This window comes from Crossiella sp. CA198, from assembly GCF_052078295.1.
GTDB lineage: Bacteria > Actinomycetota > Actinomycetes > Mycobacteriales > Pseudonocardiaceae > Crossiella.
The window spans coordinates 139,438-152,783 of sequence record NZ_JBQJIM010000017.1 but is presented as its reverse complement, the minus strand read 5'-3'; the positions used below and the strand labels follow the sequence as shown (position 1 = coordinate 152,783).

The 13,346-nt window shown below is 71.3% G+C and carries 13 protein-coding genes; 5 read left to right on the top strand and 8 right to left on the bottom strand.

From position 1 onward, the window contains the following. Window positions 1-10 precede the first annotated feature (10 nt). From purH to ACTOWY_RS27830, 8 genes are all read right to left on the bottom strand, one after another. The gene (gene purH, locus ACTOWY_RS27865) at window positions 11-1,591 is read right to left on the bottom strand and encodes a bifunctional phosphoribosylaminoimidazolecarboxamide formyltransferase/IMP cyclohydrolase (protein WP_441312575.1); all 1,581 of its coding nucleotides are present in this window, start codon (window positions 1,589-1,591) and stop codon (window positions 11-13) included. Between the two features lie 41 nt (window positions 1,592-1,632). Continuing rightward, the gene (gene purN / locus ACTOWY_RS27860; RefSeq protein ID WP_441312663.1) at window positions 1,633-2,250 is read right to left on the bottom strand and encodes a phosphoribosylglycinamide formyltransferase; all 618 of its coding nucleotides are present in this window, start codon (window positions 2,248-2,250) and stop codon (window positions 1,633-1,635) included. Between the two features lie 121 nt (window positions 2,251-2,371). Continuing rightward, window positions 2,372-3,856, bottom strand: coding sequence for a cell division protein PerM (locus tag ACTOWY_RS27855; RefSeq protein WP_441312574.1), 1,485 nt, complete (start codon window positions 3,854-3,856; stop codon window positions 2,372-2,374). 139 nt (window positions 3,857-3,995) lie between these two features. Continuing rightward, window positions 3,996-4,679, bottom strand: a complete 684-nt coding sequence (locus ACTOWY_RS27850; RefSeq protein WP_441312573.1) for a DUF5336 domain-containing protein — start codon at window positions 4,677-4,679, stop codon at window positions 3,996-3,998. A 162-nt stretch (window positions 4,680-4,841) separates the two neighbouring features. Next, the gene (sucD, locus tag ACTOWY_RS27845) at window positions 4,842-5,759 is read right to left on the bottom strand and encodes a succinate--CoA ligase subunit alpha (protein WP_441312572.1); all 918 of its coding nucleotides are present in this window, start codon (window positions 5,757-5,759) and stop codon (window positions 4,842-4,844) included. A 3-nt stretch (window positions 5,760-5,762) separates the two neighbouring features. Next, the gene (gene sucC / locus ACTOWY_RS27840; RefSeq protein WP_441312571.1) at window positions 5,763-6,932 is read right to left on the bottom strand and encodes an ADP-forming succinate--CoA ligase subunit beta; all 1,170 of its coding nucleotides are present in this window, start codon (window positions 6,930-6,932) and stop codon (window positions 5,763-5,765) included. A 104-nt stretch (window positions 6,933-7,036) separates the two neighbouring features. After that, a complete protein-coding gene (locus ACTOWY_RS27835) occupies window positions 7,037-7,435 on the bottom strand; it encodes a cobalamin B12-binding domain-containing protein (protein ID WP_247755659.1) in 399 nt (132 codons plus the stop codon). 9 nt (window positions 7,436-7,444) lie between these two features. After that, a complete protein-coding gene (locus ACTOWY_RS27830; RefSeq protein ID WP_441312570.1) occupies window positions 7,445-9,109 on the bottom strand; it encodes a hypothetical protein in 1,665 nt (554 codons plus the stop codon). 140 nt (window positions 9,110-9,249) lie between these two features. Here ACTOWY_RS27830 and ACTOWY_RS27825 point away from each other — a divergent pair, with 140 nt between their 5' ends. The 5 genes from ACTOWY_RS27825 (at window position 9,250) to ACTOWY_RS27805 (ending at window position 13,342) form a co-directional block, all read left to right on the top strand. Further along, a complete protein-coding gene (locus ACTOWY_RS27825) occupies window positions 9,250-10,251 on the top strand; it encodes an esterase/lipase family protein (protein WP_441312569.1) in 1,002 nt (333 codons plus the stop codon). Window positions 10,252-10,553: 302 nt separating this feature from the next. After that, the gene (locus ACTOWY_RS27820) at window positions 10,554-11,222 is read left to right on the top strand and encodes a M23 family metallopeptidase (RefSeq protein WP_441312568.1); all 669 of its coding nucleotides are present in this window, start codon (window positions 10,554-10,556) and stop codon (window positions 11,220-11,222) included. Between the two features lie 478 nt (window positions 11,223-11,700). Further along, a complete protein-coding gene (locus ACTOWY_RS27815; protein WP_441312567.1) occupies window positions 11,701-12,003 on the top strand; it encodes a hypothetical protein in 303 nt (100 codons plus the stop codon). After that, on the top strand, window positions 12,000-12,998 hold the full coding sequence (locus ACTOWY_RS27810; RefSeq protein ID WP_247755654.1) for a hypothetical protein: 999 nt from the start codon (window positions 12,000-12,002) through the stop codon (window positions 12,996-12,998). Before ACTOWY_RS27815 ends, ACTOWY_RS27810 begins: the two co-directional genes overlap by 4 nt. Before the next feature lie 2 nt (window positions 12,999-13,000). Further along, window positions 13,001-13,342, top strand: a complete 342-nt coding sequence (locus tag ACTOWY_RS27805; RefSeq protein ID WP_441312566.1) for a hypothetical protein — start codon at window positions 13,001-13,003, stop codon at window positions 13,340-13,342. Window positions 13,343-13,346: the final 4 nt, after the last annotated feature.

Genomic DNA, 13,346 nt, shown 5'->3' with positions numbered 1-13,346 from the left:
GCGGCGGAACTCAGTGTGCGAAGTGCCGGGTCCCGGTGAGGTACAGGGTGACCCCGGCGGCCTCCGCGGCGGCGATGACCTCGGCGTCGCGGACCGAGCCGCCGGGCTGCACCACGGCCCGCACCCCGGCGGCCAGCAGCACTTCCAGGCCGTCCGGGAACGGGAAGAAGGCATCCGAGGCGCCGACCGCGCCCTTGGCCCGCTCACCCGCGCGGGAGACCGCGAGCCGGGCCGCGTCCACCCGGTTGACCTGGCCCATGCCGCAGCCCACGGTGGCCCCGTCGGCGGCGAGCAGGATGGCGTTGGACTTCACCGCGCGGCAGGCCCGCCAGGCGAAGGCCAGATCGGTCAGGGTGGCCTGGTCCGCGGGCGTGCCGCAGGCCAGGGTCCAGTTCGCCGGGTCGTCGCCGGTGGCGTCGATGGCGTCGGCCTGCTGGACGAGCAGCCCGCCGGAGACCGGGCGCAGCTCGATGCCCCCGCGCCGCGGCGGCTCGGCCACCAGGATGCGCACGTTCTTCTTGCGTGCCAGCACATCCACCGCGCCGTCGGCGTAGCCGGGGGCGATGATCACCTCGGTGAAGATCTCCGCGACCTGTTCGGCCAGCTCCACCGTGACCTCGCGGTTGACCGCGATGACCCCGCCGAAGGCGCTGACCGGGTCGCAGGCGTGCGCCCGCCGGTGCGCGTCCGCGATGGCGCCAGGGTCCCCGTCGGGCAGCGTGGAGACCGCGATGCCACACGGGTTGGCGTGCTTGATGATGGCCACGCAGGGCAGCTCGTGGTCGTGCGCGGCCCGCCAGGCGGCGTCGGAGTCGACGTAGTTGTTGTACGACATCTCCTTGCCGTGCAACTGCTCCGCGCTGGCCAGCCCGCCACCGCCGTGGCCGGAGGTGTACAGCGCGGCCTGCTGATGCGGGTTCTCGCCGTAGCGCAGCACCGAGGCGCGCTGCCAGGTCGCGCCGACCCAGCCGGGGAAGCCGGAGCCCTCGTCGTCGGGCGCGAGCGTGCTGCCGATCCAGGAGGCGACCGCGACGTCGTAGCTCGCGGTGTGCCGGTAGGCCTGCGCGGCCAGCCGCTGGCGCTGGGCCAGGGTGAAGCCGCCTGCCTGGATCTGCTCCAGCAGCCAGCCGTAGCGGGCCGGGTCGACCACGACGGCCACGTTGGCGTGGTTCTTCGCCGAGGCGCGCACCATCGCCGGGCCGCCGATGTCGATCTGCTCCACGCACTCATCCGGCCCGGCGCCGGAGGCGACCGTGGACTCGAACGGGTACAGGTTCACCACCAGCAGGTCGAACGGGGCCACGCCGAGCTGCCCGAGCTGCTCGACGTGCTCGGGCCGCCGCACATCGGCGAGCAGCCCCGCGTGCACTCGCGGGTGCAGGGTCTTGACCCGCCCGTCCAGGCACTCGGGGAAGCCGGTCAGCTCCTCCACCGGGGTCACCGGCACGCCGGCGTCGGCGATCCGCGCCGCGGTGGAGCCGGTGGAGACGATCTCGATGCCCGCCGCGTGCAGGCCGGTGGCCAGCTCAAGCAGGCCGTCTTTGGCGGAGACGCTCACCAGTGCGCGGCGCACGGGACGTCGTTCGTCCACCGGGGACTCTGTGGGTCGAACCGTCGCATCTGGCGCAGCGGTCACGGAATGCTCACCTCTCGTCCGGTCACGGTGCAGCCGTGTGCGGCCAGCCTGGCGATGGTGTCCACCAGCAGGCCGCGCTCCACCGTTTTGATCCGTTCATGCAGCTGGTCAAGGCCCTCGCCGGGCCGGACGTCCACCGCGCCCTGGGCCAGGATCGGGCCGGTGTCCACCCCGGCGTCCACCAGGTGCACGGTGCAGCCGGTGACCTTGACCCCGTAGGCCACGGCGTCGGCCACCGCGTGCGCGCCGGGGAAGGCGGGCAGCAGCGCGGGATGGGTGTTGACCACCCGGCCGCCGAAGCGGGCCAGGAAGTCGGGGCCGAGGATCTTCATGAACCCGGCCGAGACGACCAGGTCGGGTTGGCAGGCCTGGACCGCCTCGGCCAGCGCGGTGTTCCAGGCCGCCCGGTCGGCGTGCTCGCGCAACCGGACCGTGAAGGTCGGGATCCCCGCGCGCTCGGCGCGGGCCAGCCCCTCGATGCCGCCCCGGTCGGCGCCGACCGCGACCACGGTGGCCGGGTAGTCCGGCACGGCCGCGGCGTCCAGCAGCGCCTGCAGCAAAGTGCCGGAGCCGGAGACGAGGGCGACGATGCGGACCGGTGCGCTCCACCGCAGCCGTTGGACTGCCGGGGCGAGGTCCGGTTCGATAGTGCTCAGCGTGGTCTCCTGCGGGCCGGATCCGGGGCTGCGACCAGCGTAGGCGCTGCCCCGTTCGGCCCTGTGGCCAGGGCCCGGCCTAGCGTTTCCCCGGTTCATCCGGCGGTTCCAGGAGGGCTTGTTCCAGCTCCTCCTCGCCGACGAAGTCCTCCTCCTCGCCGGCGGGCGGCGGCACCTCCTCGGCCACCGGCGTCACCTCGGGAGCACCATCCCCGGCGACCTCCGGCTCGCTGTCCTGCACCGGTTCCACGTCGTCCGTGGCCGCCTGCTCGTCCACTTCGGCGGCGTCCTCGTCCTCGGCCTCGTCGTCGGTTTCCGCGTCGTCAGCGGCATCCTCGGCCGCCTCGGCGTTCTCCTCCTCGACGGTCTCCGGGTCGTCCTCGTCCTCGATCTCGTCCGTCTCCTCGCGCGGCCCGGCCACCCAGGCCACCACCGCCGCGGGTCCGGCCACCCAGCAGAACAACGCCACCGCGAGCAGCCCGGCCTGGATCCGGAAACTCGTCACGCCCAGGTTCCCGCCGGTCAGCGCCGCCGCCACGAAGGCAGCCGCGGCCACCACCGCGCCGGCCACGCCGACCACCAGCACCCGGTTCTGCGGCTGCGGATCCGCCCGGCGGCACACCCAGCCCAGCAGCACCCCGGCGCCGATCGGCAGCAGCAGGCACACCAGCCACCACCGGGTGCCGGACTCCGGCAGCGCGGCCAGCAACGGGAACGGCGGTTCCAGCCCGCCGATCACCCGCAGCGGACTCACCACCACCGCACCGAGGTTGAACCCCGCACCGGCCACAAAGGACAGTGCGGCGACCACCGCGTTCGGCAGGTACAGCAGGCACACCAGCAGCAGCCCGAACCCGCCGATCCCGGGCGCCAGCTCGGCGAAGGCGCCGCGCACCGAGCCGAAGGACAGCGCCAGCGCCAGCGCGACGAGCAGCGCACCCATGGCGCACAAGGACATCAGCGCGACCCTGGCCGCGCGCAACCCGGCGTACCCGCCCTCGCCCAGCCGCCGCCGGAGCAACGCGGTCAGCCCACAGCCGCGGGCCACCCCGGTGGTCGCGGCCAGCGCGGCGATCAGCCCGCAGGCCAGCGCGCCGGTGGCCGGGGCGGCGCCGAAGGGCGGATCGGTGAAGGCGGCCAGCATCCCGCCGACCACCAGGTGTGCCACGCCCATGGTGGCGATCACCCGCACCGCGTCGGCCGGGCGGCCCAGCCGCAACCGGCGGGCCAGGCCACCGGCGGCCTTGGCGGACAACAGGAACACCAGCACGGTGGGCAGCAGCGGCAGCACGCCGAGGGCGAAACCGCGAATGGTCAGCGGCACGTGGTGGGCGGCCAGCCACAGCGGTCCGGCGGCCGCGGACACCGCCTCCAGCGAGATCACCGCGCGGTCCGCACCCGCCAGCACCAGCGCGATGACCGCGGCCGATCCCAGGTAGCCCAGGGCGATCACGCCGAGGGCCACCGCCAGCGCGGCCCGCACCTGCTGCGCCGCGGTGGCGGGCGGCGCGGCAACGCCGGGACCGGGGACGCTGCCGTGCGTAGTCGGTCGGAGCACGGTCACCCGGCCACCATCGCACCCCGACCTGGGCGATTCGCCGAGGCACGCCGAGGTGACCAGGTATCTGCACACCACCGGGGTGACTCCGAGTGTTCGGAATCACCCCGGCGTCGCACTGTCCGCTATGGACAGTGCTGGTGGCTCAACTCTGTTGCGGGCCGCCGAATCCACTGGGCGGGGTGCCCGGGTGCTGGAACTGCCGGGTCGCCTCGGGCGAGCCGAAGCCGCCACCGGCGGGCGGCGGCTGCTGCTGGCCGAACTGCGGCGGCTGCCCGAACTGGCCGGGCTGCGGCTGCTGCTGGCCGTACTGCCCCGGCTGCTGGCCATAGGGCTGCTGCTGCGGCATCGCACCCGAGGCCGGGTTCCAGCCGCCGGGCTGGCCGCCGTAGGGATTGACCGGCGCGGCGGGCTTCGGCTCGAACTTGATCATGCCGATGTCCAGCAGCAACGCGGCGGAGACCGCACCGGCCTGGAGCACCGCGGCGATCAGCACCACCACGTACAGCCCGGCCACGCTCACCGTGTTGGTGATGTTGATCAGCAGGTCGAGCATGCCGACCACGGCCAGCATGGCCGCCACCCACAGGAACTGCGGCGCCTTGGGCAGCAGGGTCATCCCGGTCAGCACGGCGCTGGCCAGCATCAGCGCGATGCCGGAGGGCAGGCCGAGCCGGGAGACGTCATCGGAGAAGGTGCAGAAGAAGATGACCAGGCCGAGCCCGGCCGCGACCAGCGCGAGGATCAGGCCGAAGTTCGGTCCGGCGGCTGACTGCCCCGGCTGCTGCTGGGGCGGCTGCGGCGGGGGAACGCCGAATGGCACGGACATGACCGGTTGTCCTCCTCGTTCGAGGTGACCGCGAGTGACGGCTCTGCGCCGGAAACGCTAGCCGATATCGATCGGGTGAGATGCCCCGGGACCCCGGAACGACAGCGGCCGGGCGCCCCCGTTGGGCACCCGGCCGTGTCCGTCCACAAAGGACTATTGGGCTCAGCCCAGGTTCTGCATGATCTCGCGCATCAGCGCGGCGGTCGCACTCGGGGTCTTGCCGACCTTGACCCCGGCCGCTTCCAGCGCTTCCTGCTTGGCCGCGGCGGTGCCAGAGGAGCCGGAGACGATGGCGCCCGCGTGGCCCATGGTCTTGCCTTCGGGGGCGGTGAAGCCCGCGACGTAGCCGACCACCGGCTTGGTGATGTGCTCGGCGATGTAGGCCGCCGCGCGCTCCTCGGCGTCGCCGCCGATCTCACCGATCATCACGATCGCCGCGGTCTCCGGGTCGTCCTGGAAGGCCTGGAGGGCGTCGATGTGGGTGGTGCCGATGATCGGGTCGCCGCCGATGCCGACCGCGGTGGAGAAACCGAAGTCCCGCAGCTCGTACATCATCTGGTAGGTCAGGGTGCCGGACTTGGACACCAGGCCGATCTTGCCCGGCCCGGAGATGTCGGCCGGGATGATGCCCGCGTTGGACTTGCCGGGCGAGATGACGCCGGGGCAGTTCGGCCCGATGATCCGGGTCTTGTTGCCGGTGGCGTTGGCGTGCGCCCAGAAGTAGGCGGTGTCGTGCACCGGGATGCCCTCGGTGATGACCACCGCGAGGCCGATGCCCGCGTCGATGGCCTCGACCACGGCGCCCTTGGCGAACTTCGGCGGCACGAAGACCACGGTGACGTCCGCACCGGTGGCGGCCATGGCCTCACCGACGGAGTTGAACACCGGGAGCACTCTGTTCTGCGGGACACCCGCACCCGGGGCCAAGTCGAAGTCGACGGTCTGGCCGCCCTTGCCGGGGGTCACCCCGCCGACGACGTTAGCGCCGGACTTCAGCATCCGCTTGGTGTGCTTGGAGCCCTCGGCACCGGTCATGCCCTGGACGATGACCTTGCTGTGCTCGGTCAGGAAAATAGCCATCGGTCATGCCCCCGCAGCAGCGAGCTCGGCGGCCTTGTCGGCCGCGTTGTCCATCGTGTCCACCACGGTCACCAGCGGGTGGTTGGCCTCCGCCAGGATGCGGCGGCCCTCTTCGACGTTGTTGCCGTCCAGGCGGACGACCAGCGGCTTGGTGGCCTCGTCACCGAGGATGCCCAGCGCCGCGACGATGCCGTTGGCCACCGCGTCGCAGGCGGTGATGCCACCGAAGACGTTGACGAAGACCGACTTGACGTCGGTGTCGCCCAGGATGATCTCCAGGCCGTTCGCCATCACCTCGGCGGACGCGCCGCCGCCGATGTCCAGGAAGTTGGCAGGCTTGACGTTGTTGTGCTGCTCGCCCGCGTAGGCCACCACGTCCAGGGTGGACATGACCAGGCCCGCGCCGTTGCCGATGATGCCGACCTGGCCGTCGAGCTTGACGTAGTTGAGGCCCTTGGCCTTGGCCTTGGCCTCCAGCTCGTTCTCGGCGGCCTTGTCGACCAGCTCGGCGTGCGCCGGGTGCCGGAAGTCGGCGTTCTCGTCCAGGGTGACCTTGCCGTCCAGGGCGATGATCTTGCCCTGGGGGTCGCGGACCAGCGGGTTGACCTCGACCAGGGTGGCGTCCTCGGCGACGAAGGTCGCCCAGAGCTTCACGATGACCTCGGAAACCTGGTCGGCCACCTCGGCCGGGAACTTGGCCAGCGCGACGATCTCGTCCGCCTTGGCCTTGTCCACGCCCTTGATCGGGTCGATCAGGACCTTCGCGAGGGCCTCGGGCTTGGAGACCGCGACCTCCTCGATGTCCATCCCGCCCTCGACGGAGGCCATGGCCAGGAACGTGCGGTTGGCCCGGTCCAACAGGAAGGAGAAGTAGTACTCCTCCGCGATGTCGGAGGCCGGGGTGACCAGGACGCGGTGCACGATGTGCCCCTTGATGTCCAGGCCCAGGATGGCTTCCGCCTTGGCCTTGGTGTCCTCGGGGCTCTCGGCGAGCTTGACGCCGCCGGCCTTGCCACGCCCGCCGGTCTTGACCTGGGCCTTGACCACAACGGTCGTGCCGAGGTCCGCCGCGATCGCGCTGGCTTCTTCAGGGGTGCTGGCCACGTTGCCGGGCAACACCGGCACTCCGTGGGCGGCGAAGAGATCCTTCGCCTGGTACTCGTACAGGTCCACTAGAAGTCTCCTGCGACGCCGGTGTCGGACTGGCAGACCCTATCGACACCAGACCCTTGACACGCGCCCCTACCCGGTGAAGTCCGTCACCGTGAGCAACGGCACTACTGCGCAGGCACGTTCCCGCGGACCCAGTCCACGATTTCCTGGGTGGTCGCGCCGGGGGTGAAGACCTTCGCCACGCCCAGCTCGCGCAGCCTGGGCAGGTCGTCGTCGGGGATGATGCCGCCGCCGAAGACGACCACGTCCGCCGCGCCCTTCTCCCGGAGCAGTTCGATCACCCTGGCGAACAGGGTGAGGTGCGCGCCGGAGAGCACGGACAGGCCGACCACGTCGGCGTCCTCCTGGATGGCGGTCTGCACGACCTGCTCCGGCGTCTGGTGCAGGCCGGTGTAGATGACCTCCATGCCGGCGTCCCGCAGTGCCCGCGCGACCACCTTGGCGCCCCGGTCGTGGCCGTCCAGACCGGGCTTGGCCACCACCACGCGAATGCGACCGCTCATGCCGGCACGCTACTCCGTGGAGCGCGTTGCTGACGAGCGTCGCGACCACGCGACACCCGCCCCGGCGAGCAGCACGATCAGCGCGCAGACGCCGGGGAAAAGCCCGGCACCGGCAGAACCGCCACCGCGGATCGGCAGTTCCGCCACCCGCAGCGCGATCACCAGCGCGGCCCCGGCGAGCAGCGCGGCGCCCCTGGCCGGCCGGGCGCGCGGGGCGAGCAGGGCCGCGGCCAGCACGGCGGCCACGCCCAGCAGCAGGCCCCAGCTCTCGGTGCGGAAATCGCCGAGCAGCCCGCTGGCGAAGTCCGGGCTGTCCACCACCGGCAGCAGGTAGGCGGCCAGTCCCAGCGCGGCCGCGAGCAGCGCCGGGACCAGCACCACCCGGTCCACGCTGATCTCGGACAGGTCCACGGTGTCCTCCCGCTCCACCCCGCCCGCCAGCAGGGTGAGCAGCCCGGCCACCGCCGCGCAGCCCACCGCGATGATCACCAGCACCGCCGCCAGCACCGCCACCGGCGTCCCGTTGACCTGGCTCAACGCCGTGTCCAGCACATCAAGGCCGGTGACCGGGACCGCCACCCAGGCCACCGCGAGCGCGGGACGGGTGCTGGTCGCGGTGTCCCGGAAGAGCAGCAGCAGCCCCAGTCCGAGCAGGATGAACCCGGCCGGGGCGAGCATCCGGGAGGAGCCGACGGTCTGCGTCACGCCCGAGGCGAGCCGGGCGATCGGCAGCGCGCTGGCCGTCACCGCGAGCACGCCGGAGACGGTGGCCAGGACGCCCGCGGCGAGCTGGAGCTTCTGGTGCCCGGCCAGCCCGATCTCCAGGACCAGATCCCGGCGCAGCCCGGCCACCCAGGCCAGACCCAGCAACGCGGCCAGCAACAGCGCCAGCGCCAGCGCGGTGAACAGGTGCAGCGTTTCGAGGTCGAGACCGGGCGTGGCCAGTGCGGAGATCACCGGCACCAGCACCGGGCCCGCGGCGACGGCGACCAGACCGACCAGGCCACCCCTGGCCACCGCGGCATCGGCCGAGCTGGCGTAGTACCCGGTGACGAAGAGCATCGAAGCGGCCAGCAGCAACGCGCCGACGAACACCAGTGCGGGGGACTCGGCGATCGTCCGGGCGGGCAGGAACGGCTCGGTGGAGGTGAACTGGGGCAGGAACATCCCCAGCACGAGCAGGCAGGCCACGACCAGCGCGCCGAGCAGCAGCCCCGGCCGGGACCGCGCGGCCTCCCTGGCCTCGACCTCCCCGCCGCTGCCCGCGAGCACGCCGGCCGCGGCCAGCAGCAGCCTGCTCAGCAGCAACAGGTAGAGGCCGCCGCTCGCGGAGAGCTGCACCAGCGCGGTCGGCACGAACAACTCCGGCCGGGTGACGCTCCACGGGTCGGCCAGCACCTGGAGATCGGCCAGCAGCAGACCGGGGGTGAGCATCGCGGCGGCACGCAGGATCCCGGCCGCCCCGCCGTGGTCGCCACGCGCCGTCCAGATCAGCGCCAGCACCGGCGGTAGCGCGCTGACCAGCCCCAACAGCAGCCAGGACGGGTAGCTGGGCGGCATCGCTGGCGAAACCGACCCGATCAGCGGAGCGAGTGCGGCGAACGGGACCGCGAGCGCGGCCACACCGATCGCGGCGCGTAGCCGAACGGGCGGAACGGGGGATCCGGACGTCACTGCGCAGATCGTAGGTGAGCCGGGTGGCCCAGGCGCGGCGACGATCTCCAGAGTTACCCGGTTCCCGCAGGTCCACGCAGGGATTAAACGATTGCTATCGCAGGCGGCGAATATGGCCCAGATCACTTACCGTGAGTTGCATGGGCAACGATGCCACGACCGGGTTACTGGGGTTGGCCAGCGGGCTGCTCCAGCAGGCCCGGCATGGCGTGGACGAGGTGCTCGGGGTCTCGTCGGAGACGCTGCGGTTCGTCCGGTCGCTGCTGACCCCCGGCGGGCTGCGCGGGGCGACCATGGAGACGGCCTGGCTGGCCGCGCACGCGGTGCTCTACCCGTGGGGCGCGCTGACCGAGCAGCTGCGCCCCGAGGGGCCCTACGGCAGCTACCGCACCGACGGGCTGCCGCCGATGCAGCGCGGGCTGGTGTGCTCGGACCTGGAGGCGGCGGGCACGCCGATCGTGCTGGTGCACGGGATCGGCGACAACCGGTCGATCTTCACCTTCCTGGCCGCCGCGCTGCGCAGGCGCGGCTTCGGCGTGGTGCACGCGGTGAACTACAGCGTGCTGACCGCGCTGACCGGCGACATCCGGGCCGCCGCGGAGTACCTGGGCAGGCACCTGGAGCGGATCTGCGAGCAGACCGGGGTGGAGTCGGTGCACGTGGTCGGGCACTCCCTCGGCGGTGTGATCGCCCGCTACCACGTGCAGAAACAGGGTGGGGACGCCCGGGTCCGCTCGCTGGTGACGCTGGGCTCGCCGCACGCGGGCACGATGACCGCCTACCTGCTGCCCACCCGGCTGGCCCGGCAGCTGCGGCCGGGCTCCAAGCTGCTCGGCGAGCTGGCCGAGCCCGCGCCCGGCTGCCGGACCCGGTTCCTGGCGGTGTGGAGCGAGCTGGACCAGATCATGATCCCGCAGCGGACGGCCTGCCTGGAGCACCCCGATCTGGACGTGGTCAACCACCGGGTCCGGGATGTGGGTCACCTCTCGTTGCCGGTGGACCCCGCGATCGTGCACACGGTGCTCACACATCTCACTCGATCGGATGGATTGAGCAGCCACCCAGTAGCGAGCAGAAGTGAGCTGGGTCACATGATCGCGGATACTGAGTGTCATCTCAGCAAGTCTCAGACTTGCCAGTAACCCCCGTTCAGCAGAATCTCCGCCCAGGGGTTTGCCCCTAGGGGCGCCGCGCCGTTACTGTCCCCGGGTCCGTTGTCACGGTCCGATCACAAGAGGACACGGAGCCGGTTACCCCGACCAGCTCCACCAGGATCCCCCGCCTGGTTCGTCCAATCGGACTCCCCGAGACGGAAGGGCAGGCATTGACTCAGCACCGCTCCCCCGGCGGCGGTCATCCCTCCCACGCTGTCGACGTGGTCGATCAGCAGAAGGGCGAAGTGCGTCCCCGTGGCGCGCACCGGCTTCCGCCGCCGTCCTCTGCTATGCGTGGCAGGGTTGTCGTAGCAGCAGTAGCAGCAGGCGCTTTTGTCGCCGCAGGGTCATCCCTGGGCACCGGCAACAGCACCGCCGCGGCCAATGACGAGGTCACCCCGCTGGCCTCCGGCGCTGACGCGTCGGCCAACTTCACCGCCGTCGGCGGCGACTCCCTGGAGGTCCTCCCGCTCGCGCGGTCCACGGACTCCTCGGTCGAGTACCAGAAGCTGGCCAAGAGCGAGCGCCTCAAGCAGGACCGCGCGGCCCGCGACGCCGAGGCGCGCAGGCCCATGTTCGTCCCGCCCGCACAGGGCGTGTTCACCTCCGGCTTCGGTGGCCGCTGGGGCACCACGCACTACGGCATCGACATCGCCAACCGCCTGGGCACCCCGATCGTCTCCGTCGCTGATGGTGAGGTCATCGAGGCCGGCCCGGCAAGCGGTTTTGGCCTGTGGGTCCGCGTGCAGCACAAGGACGGCACGATCACCGTCTACGGGCACATGGACCGCATCACGGTCAAGGAAGGCCAGAAGGTCAAGGCCAACCAGCAGATCGCCACCATGGGCAACCGCGGCTTCAGCACCGGCGTGCACCTGCACTTCGAGGTGTGGAGCCCCAGCGGCAAGAAGATCAACCCGCTGCCCTGGCTGAACGAGCGCGGCGTCTTCGTCAAGTAGGTCGCGCCCAAGCCTGTACCGCGCCCGCCCGGGTGTCGCATTCACGTGCGGCACCCGGGCGGGTGCGTGTCCCCACAGTTCTCCGGCCGGTTGTCTCCCGTCGGACCCGGCGGCCCCCGAAACACGCCGCCCAAGCCCTCAACCGCCGAAGCTCTGTCCTTTGGTAACTACCCGTTTTCCTCCCCGGTTATTCCCGCCCGTTCGGGTGCCGATGACGATCTAACACCGCCCCACCGACAAAACTTCCCGGTCTGCGCGCCCGGGTGCCTGTCGAGTTCCTGTTGGGGTGGAGTCGCAGGTCAGGGGCTTGGCCAGAATTGGTCAGGGGCGGTTTTGGATGTCCGGAGGGGCAGCACGCCGCGACCGTTAGGCCAAACGGGTCAGGGCATACCGGCTGGTAGCGTGCTCGGCGGTGCCAGAGGGGAGGCTGCACCGCCCCTCTCGCCATGTCTGTGTTCCGACAGTGCGGGGAGGCGCTGTGGCTGGAATCAGCCTGACCGAAGAACAAATCCGCCAGGCAGGCCAGGTCTTCGTCAACGAGGCCGCCGTGATCGGCGAACAGGAACGCACGGTGGCCGCGGGCACCGTGGACGCCACCGCGGCGGGCCGGACCTTCTTCGCCGACGCCGAGGCCTACACCACCGTGATCGACCGCCTGCGCGCCGCGGTACGCGACTCCAGCGCCCGCGCGAGCCGGATCGGCGACACCCTGATCACGAACGCGGGCGACTACGCGAGCACGGAAGGCACGAACACCGGCCACCTGCGAGCCGCCCAATGAGCTTCGTTGTCACCATCGCCAAGCTCCAGGAAGCCTTCACCCCGGGACTGACGGGCTACGCGAAAACCCTGGAGCAGGCCATCTCGACCGGGGAGGCCTACGACCGGTCCATCGCGCAGGACACCCAGGCGCTGGAACGCGGCCGGCAGGTCATCGCCAAGGCTCCCGGCGACCTCGGCAAGTCCGACGAACTGCTGGACGCGGCCCGCCCGGCGCTGCTCTTCTTCGACCGCTTCCTGCCGCTGTACAACAAGTGGACCTACTCCGCGCTGAGCCTCCAGGAGGAGGTCTACGCGAAGTTCGACCGGTTCCGCGGCATCGATTTCGCCCGGTTCCGTGCGGACAGCGAATCACTGCGCTCGGTGCGGCAGGAACTGGTCGGCGCCGACGCGGTGCTGCGCAAGGCTCACGACGGCCTGAGCACGCAGTGGCGCGGCAAAGCAGCGGATGGCGCCACCGAGCACATCGACCGGTACCTGACCGTCACCGACGAGGTGAACCGGCGCTTCACCACCATCAGCGCGCACACGGACAACCTCACCAACGGCCTGGTGCGCGACATCCAGCGACTGGCCACCGAGGTAATCGCACTGCACTCCGCGGACTGCGGCGGTTACACACCGCATCAGGTGGACGAAATGATCAACTTCGTCCGCGGTGAGACCGGCATGCCGCTGGCCAACGCCTTCAGCAAGGTCCTCTCCTGGACCGGCGACACCTCGGCCGATGTGGTCAAGGAACTCCCGAACGTCGGCTCGGCGGCGGCCGCGGGTGTCATCAAGGTGCTCAACGCCATCCGCAAGAGCTTCGAGGAACGGCTCAACGAGCGGTTCGCGAAGAACTTCACGGAGAAGCTGAAGACGTTCCAGGACACCCTGTGCAAGGGGCGCGAGGCCGCCATCCGGGAGATGTGGGACGGGTTCAGGGGCGCGACCGCCAAGTTCACCGACCACCCGTTCGAGAAGGTGCCGCTGCTGCCGCCCAGGGGGAAGTGACCATGACTCAGGACGAGCACCGCTTCGCCGAGGAGATCGACCGGATCCTGGCCGCCACCCAGGAACGCACGGACACCGCCCTCGCCGAGCTGCACCGCGCCGAGGAGGGGTTCCGGGAGGTGGCCGCCGCCGAGAACGCCCAGTTCGAGGCTGAGGCCGACGCCGCCGTCAGAGCCGTGCGGGAGGCCGAGGCGCGCCCGACGCCCGGCGGCGCTCCGGACCTCAAGCTCTACGACGACTCCTGGGAGGAGCGGCCCGCCCAGCCCAGGCCACCGGCCAGGAAACCGATTCAGCACCCGGCGGACGAGGACGAGGACTTCTCCGAACGGAAGTGGACCTCATGAAGGG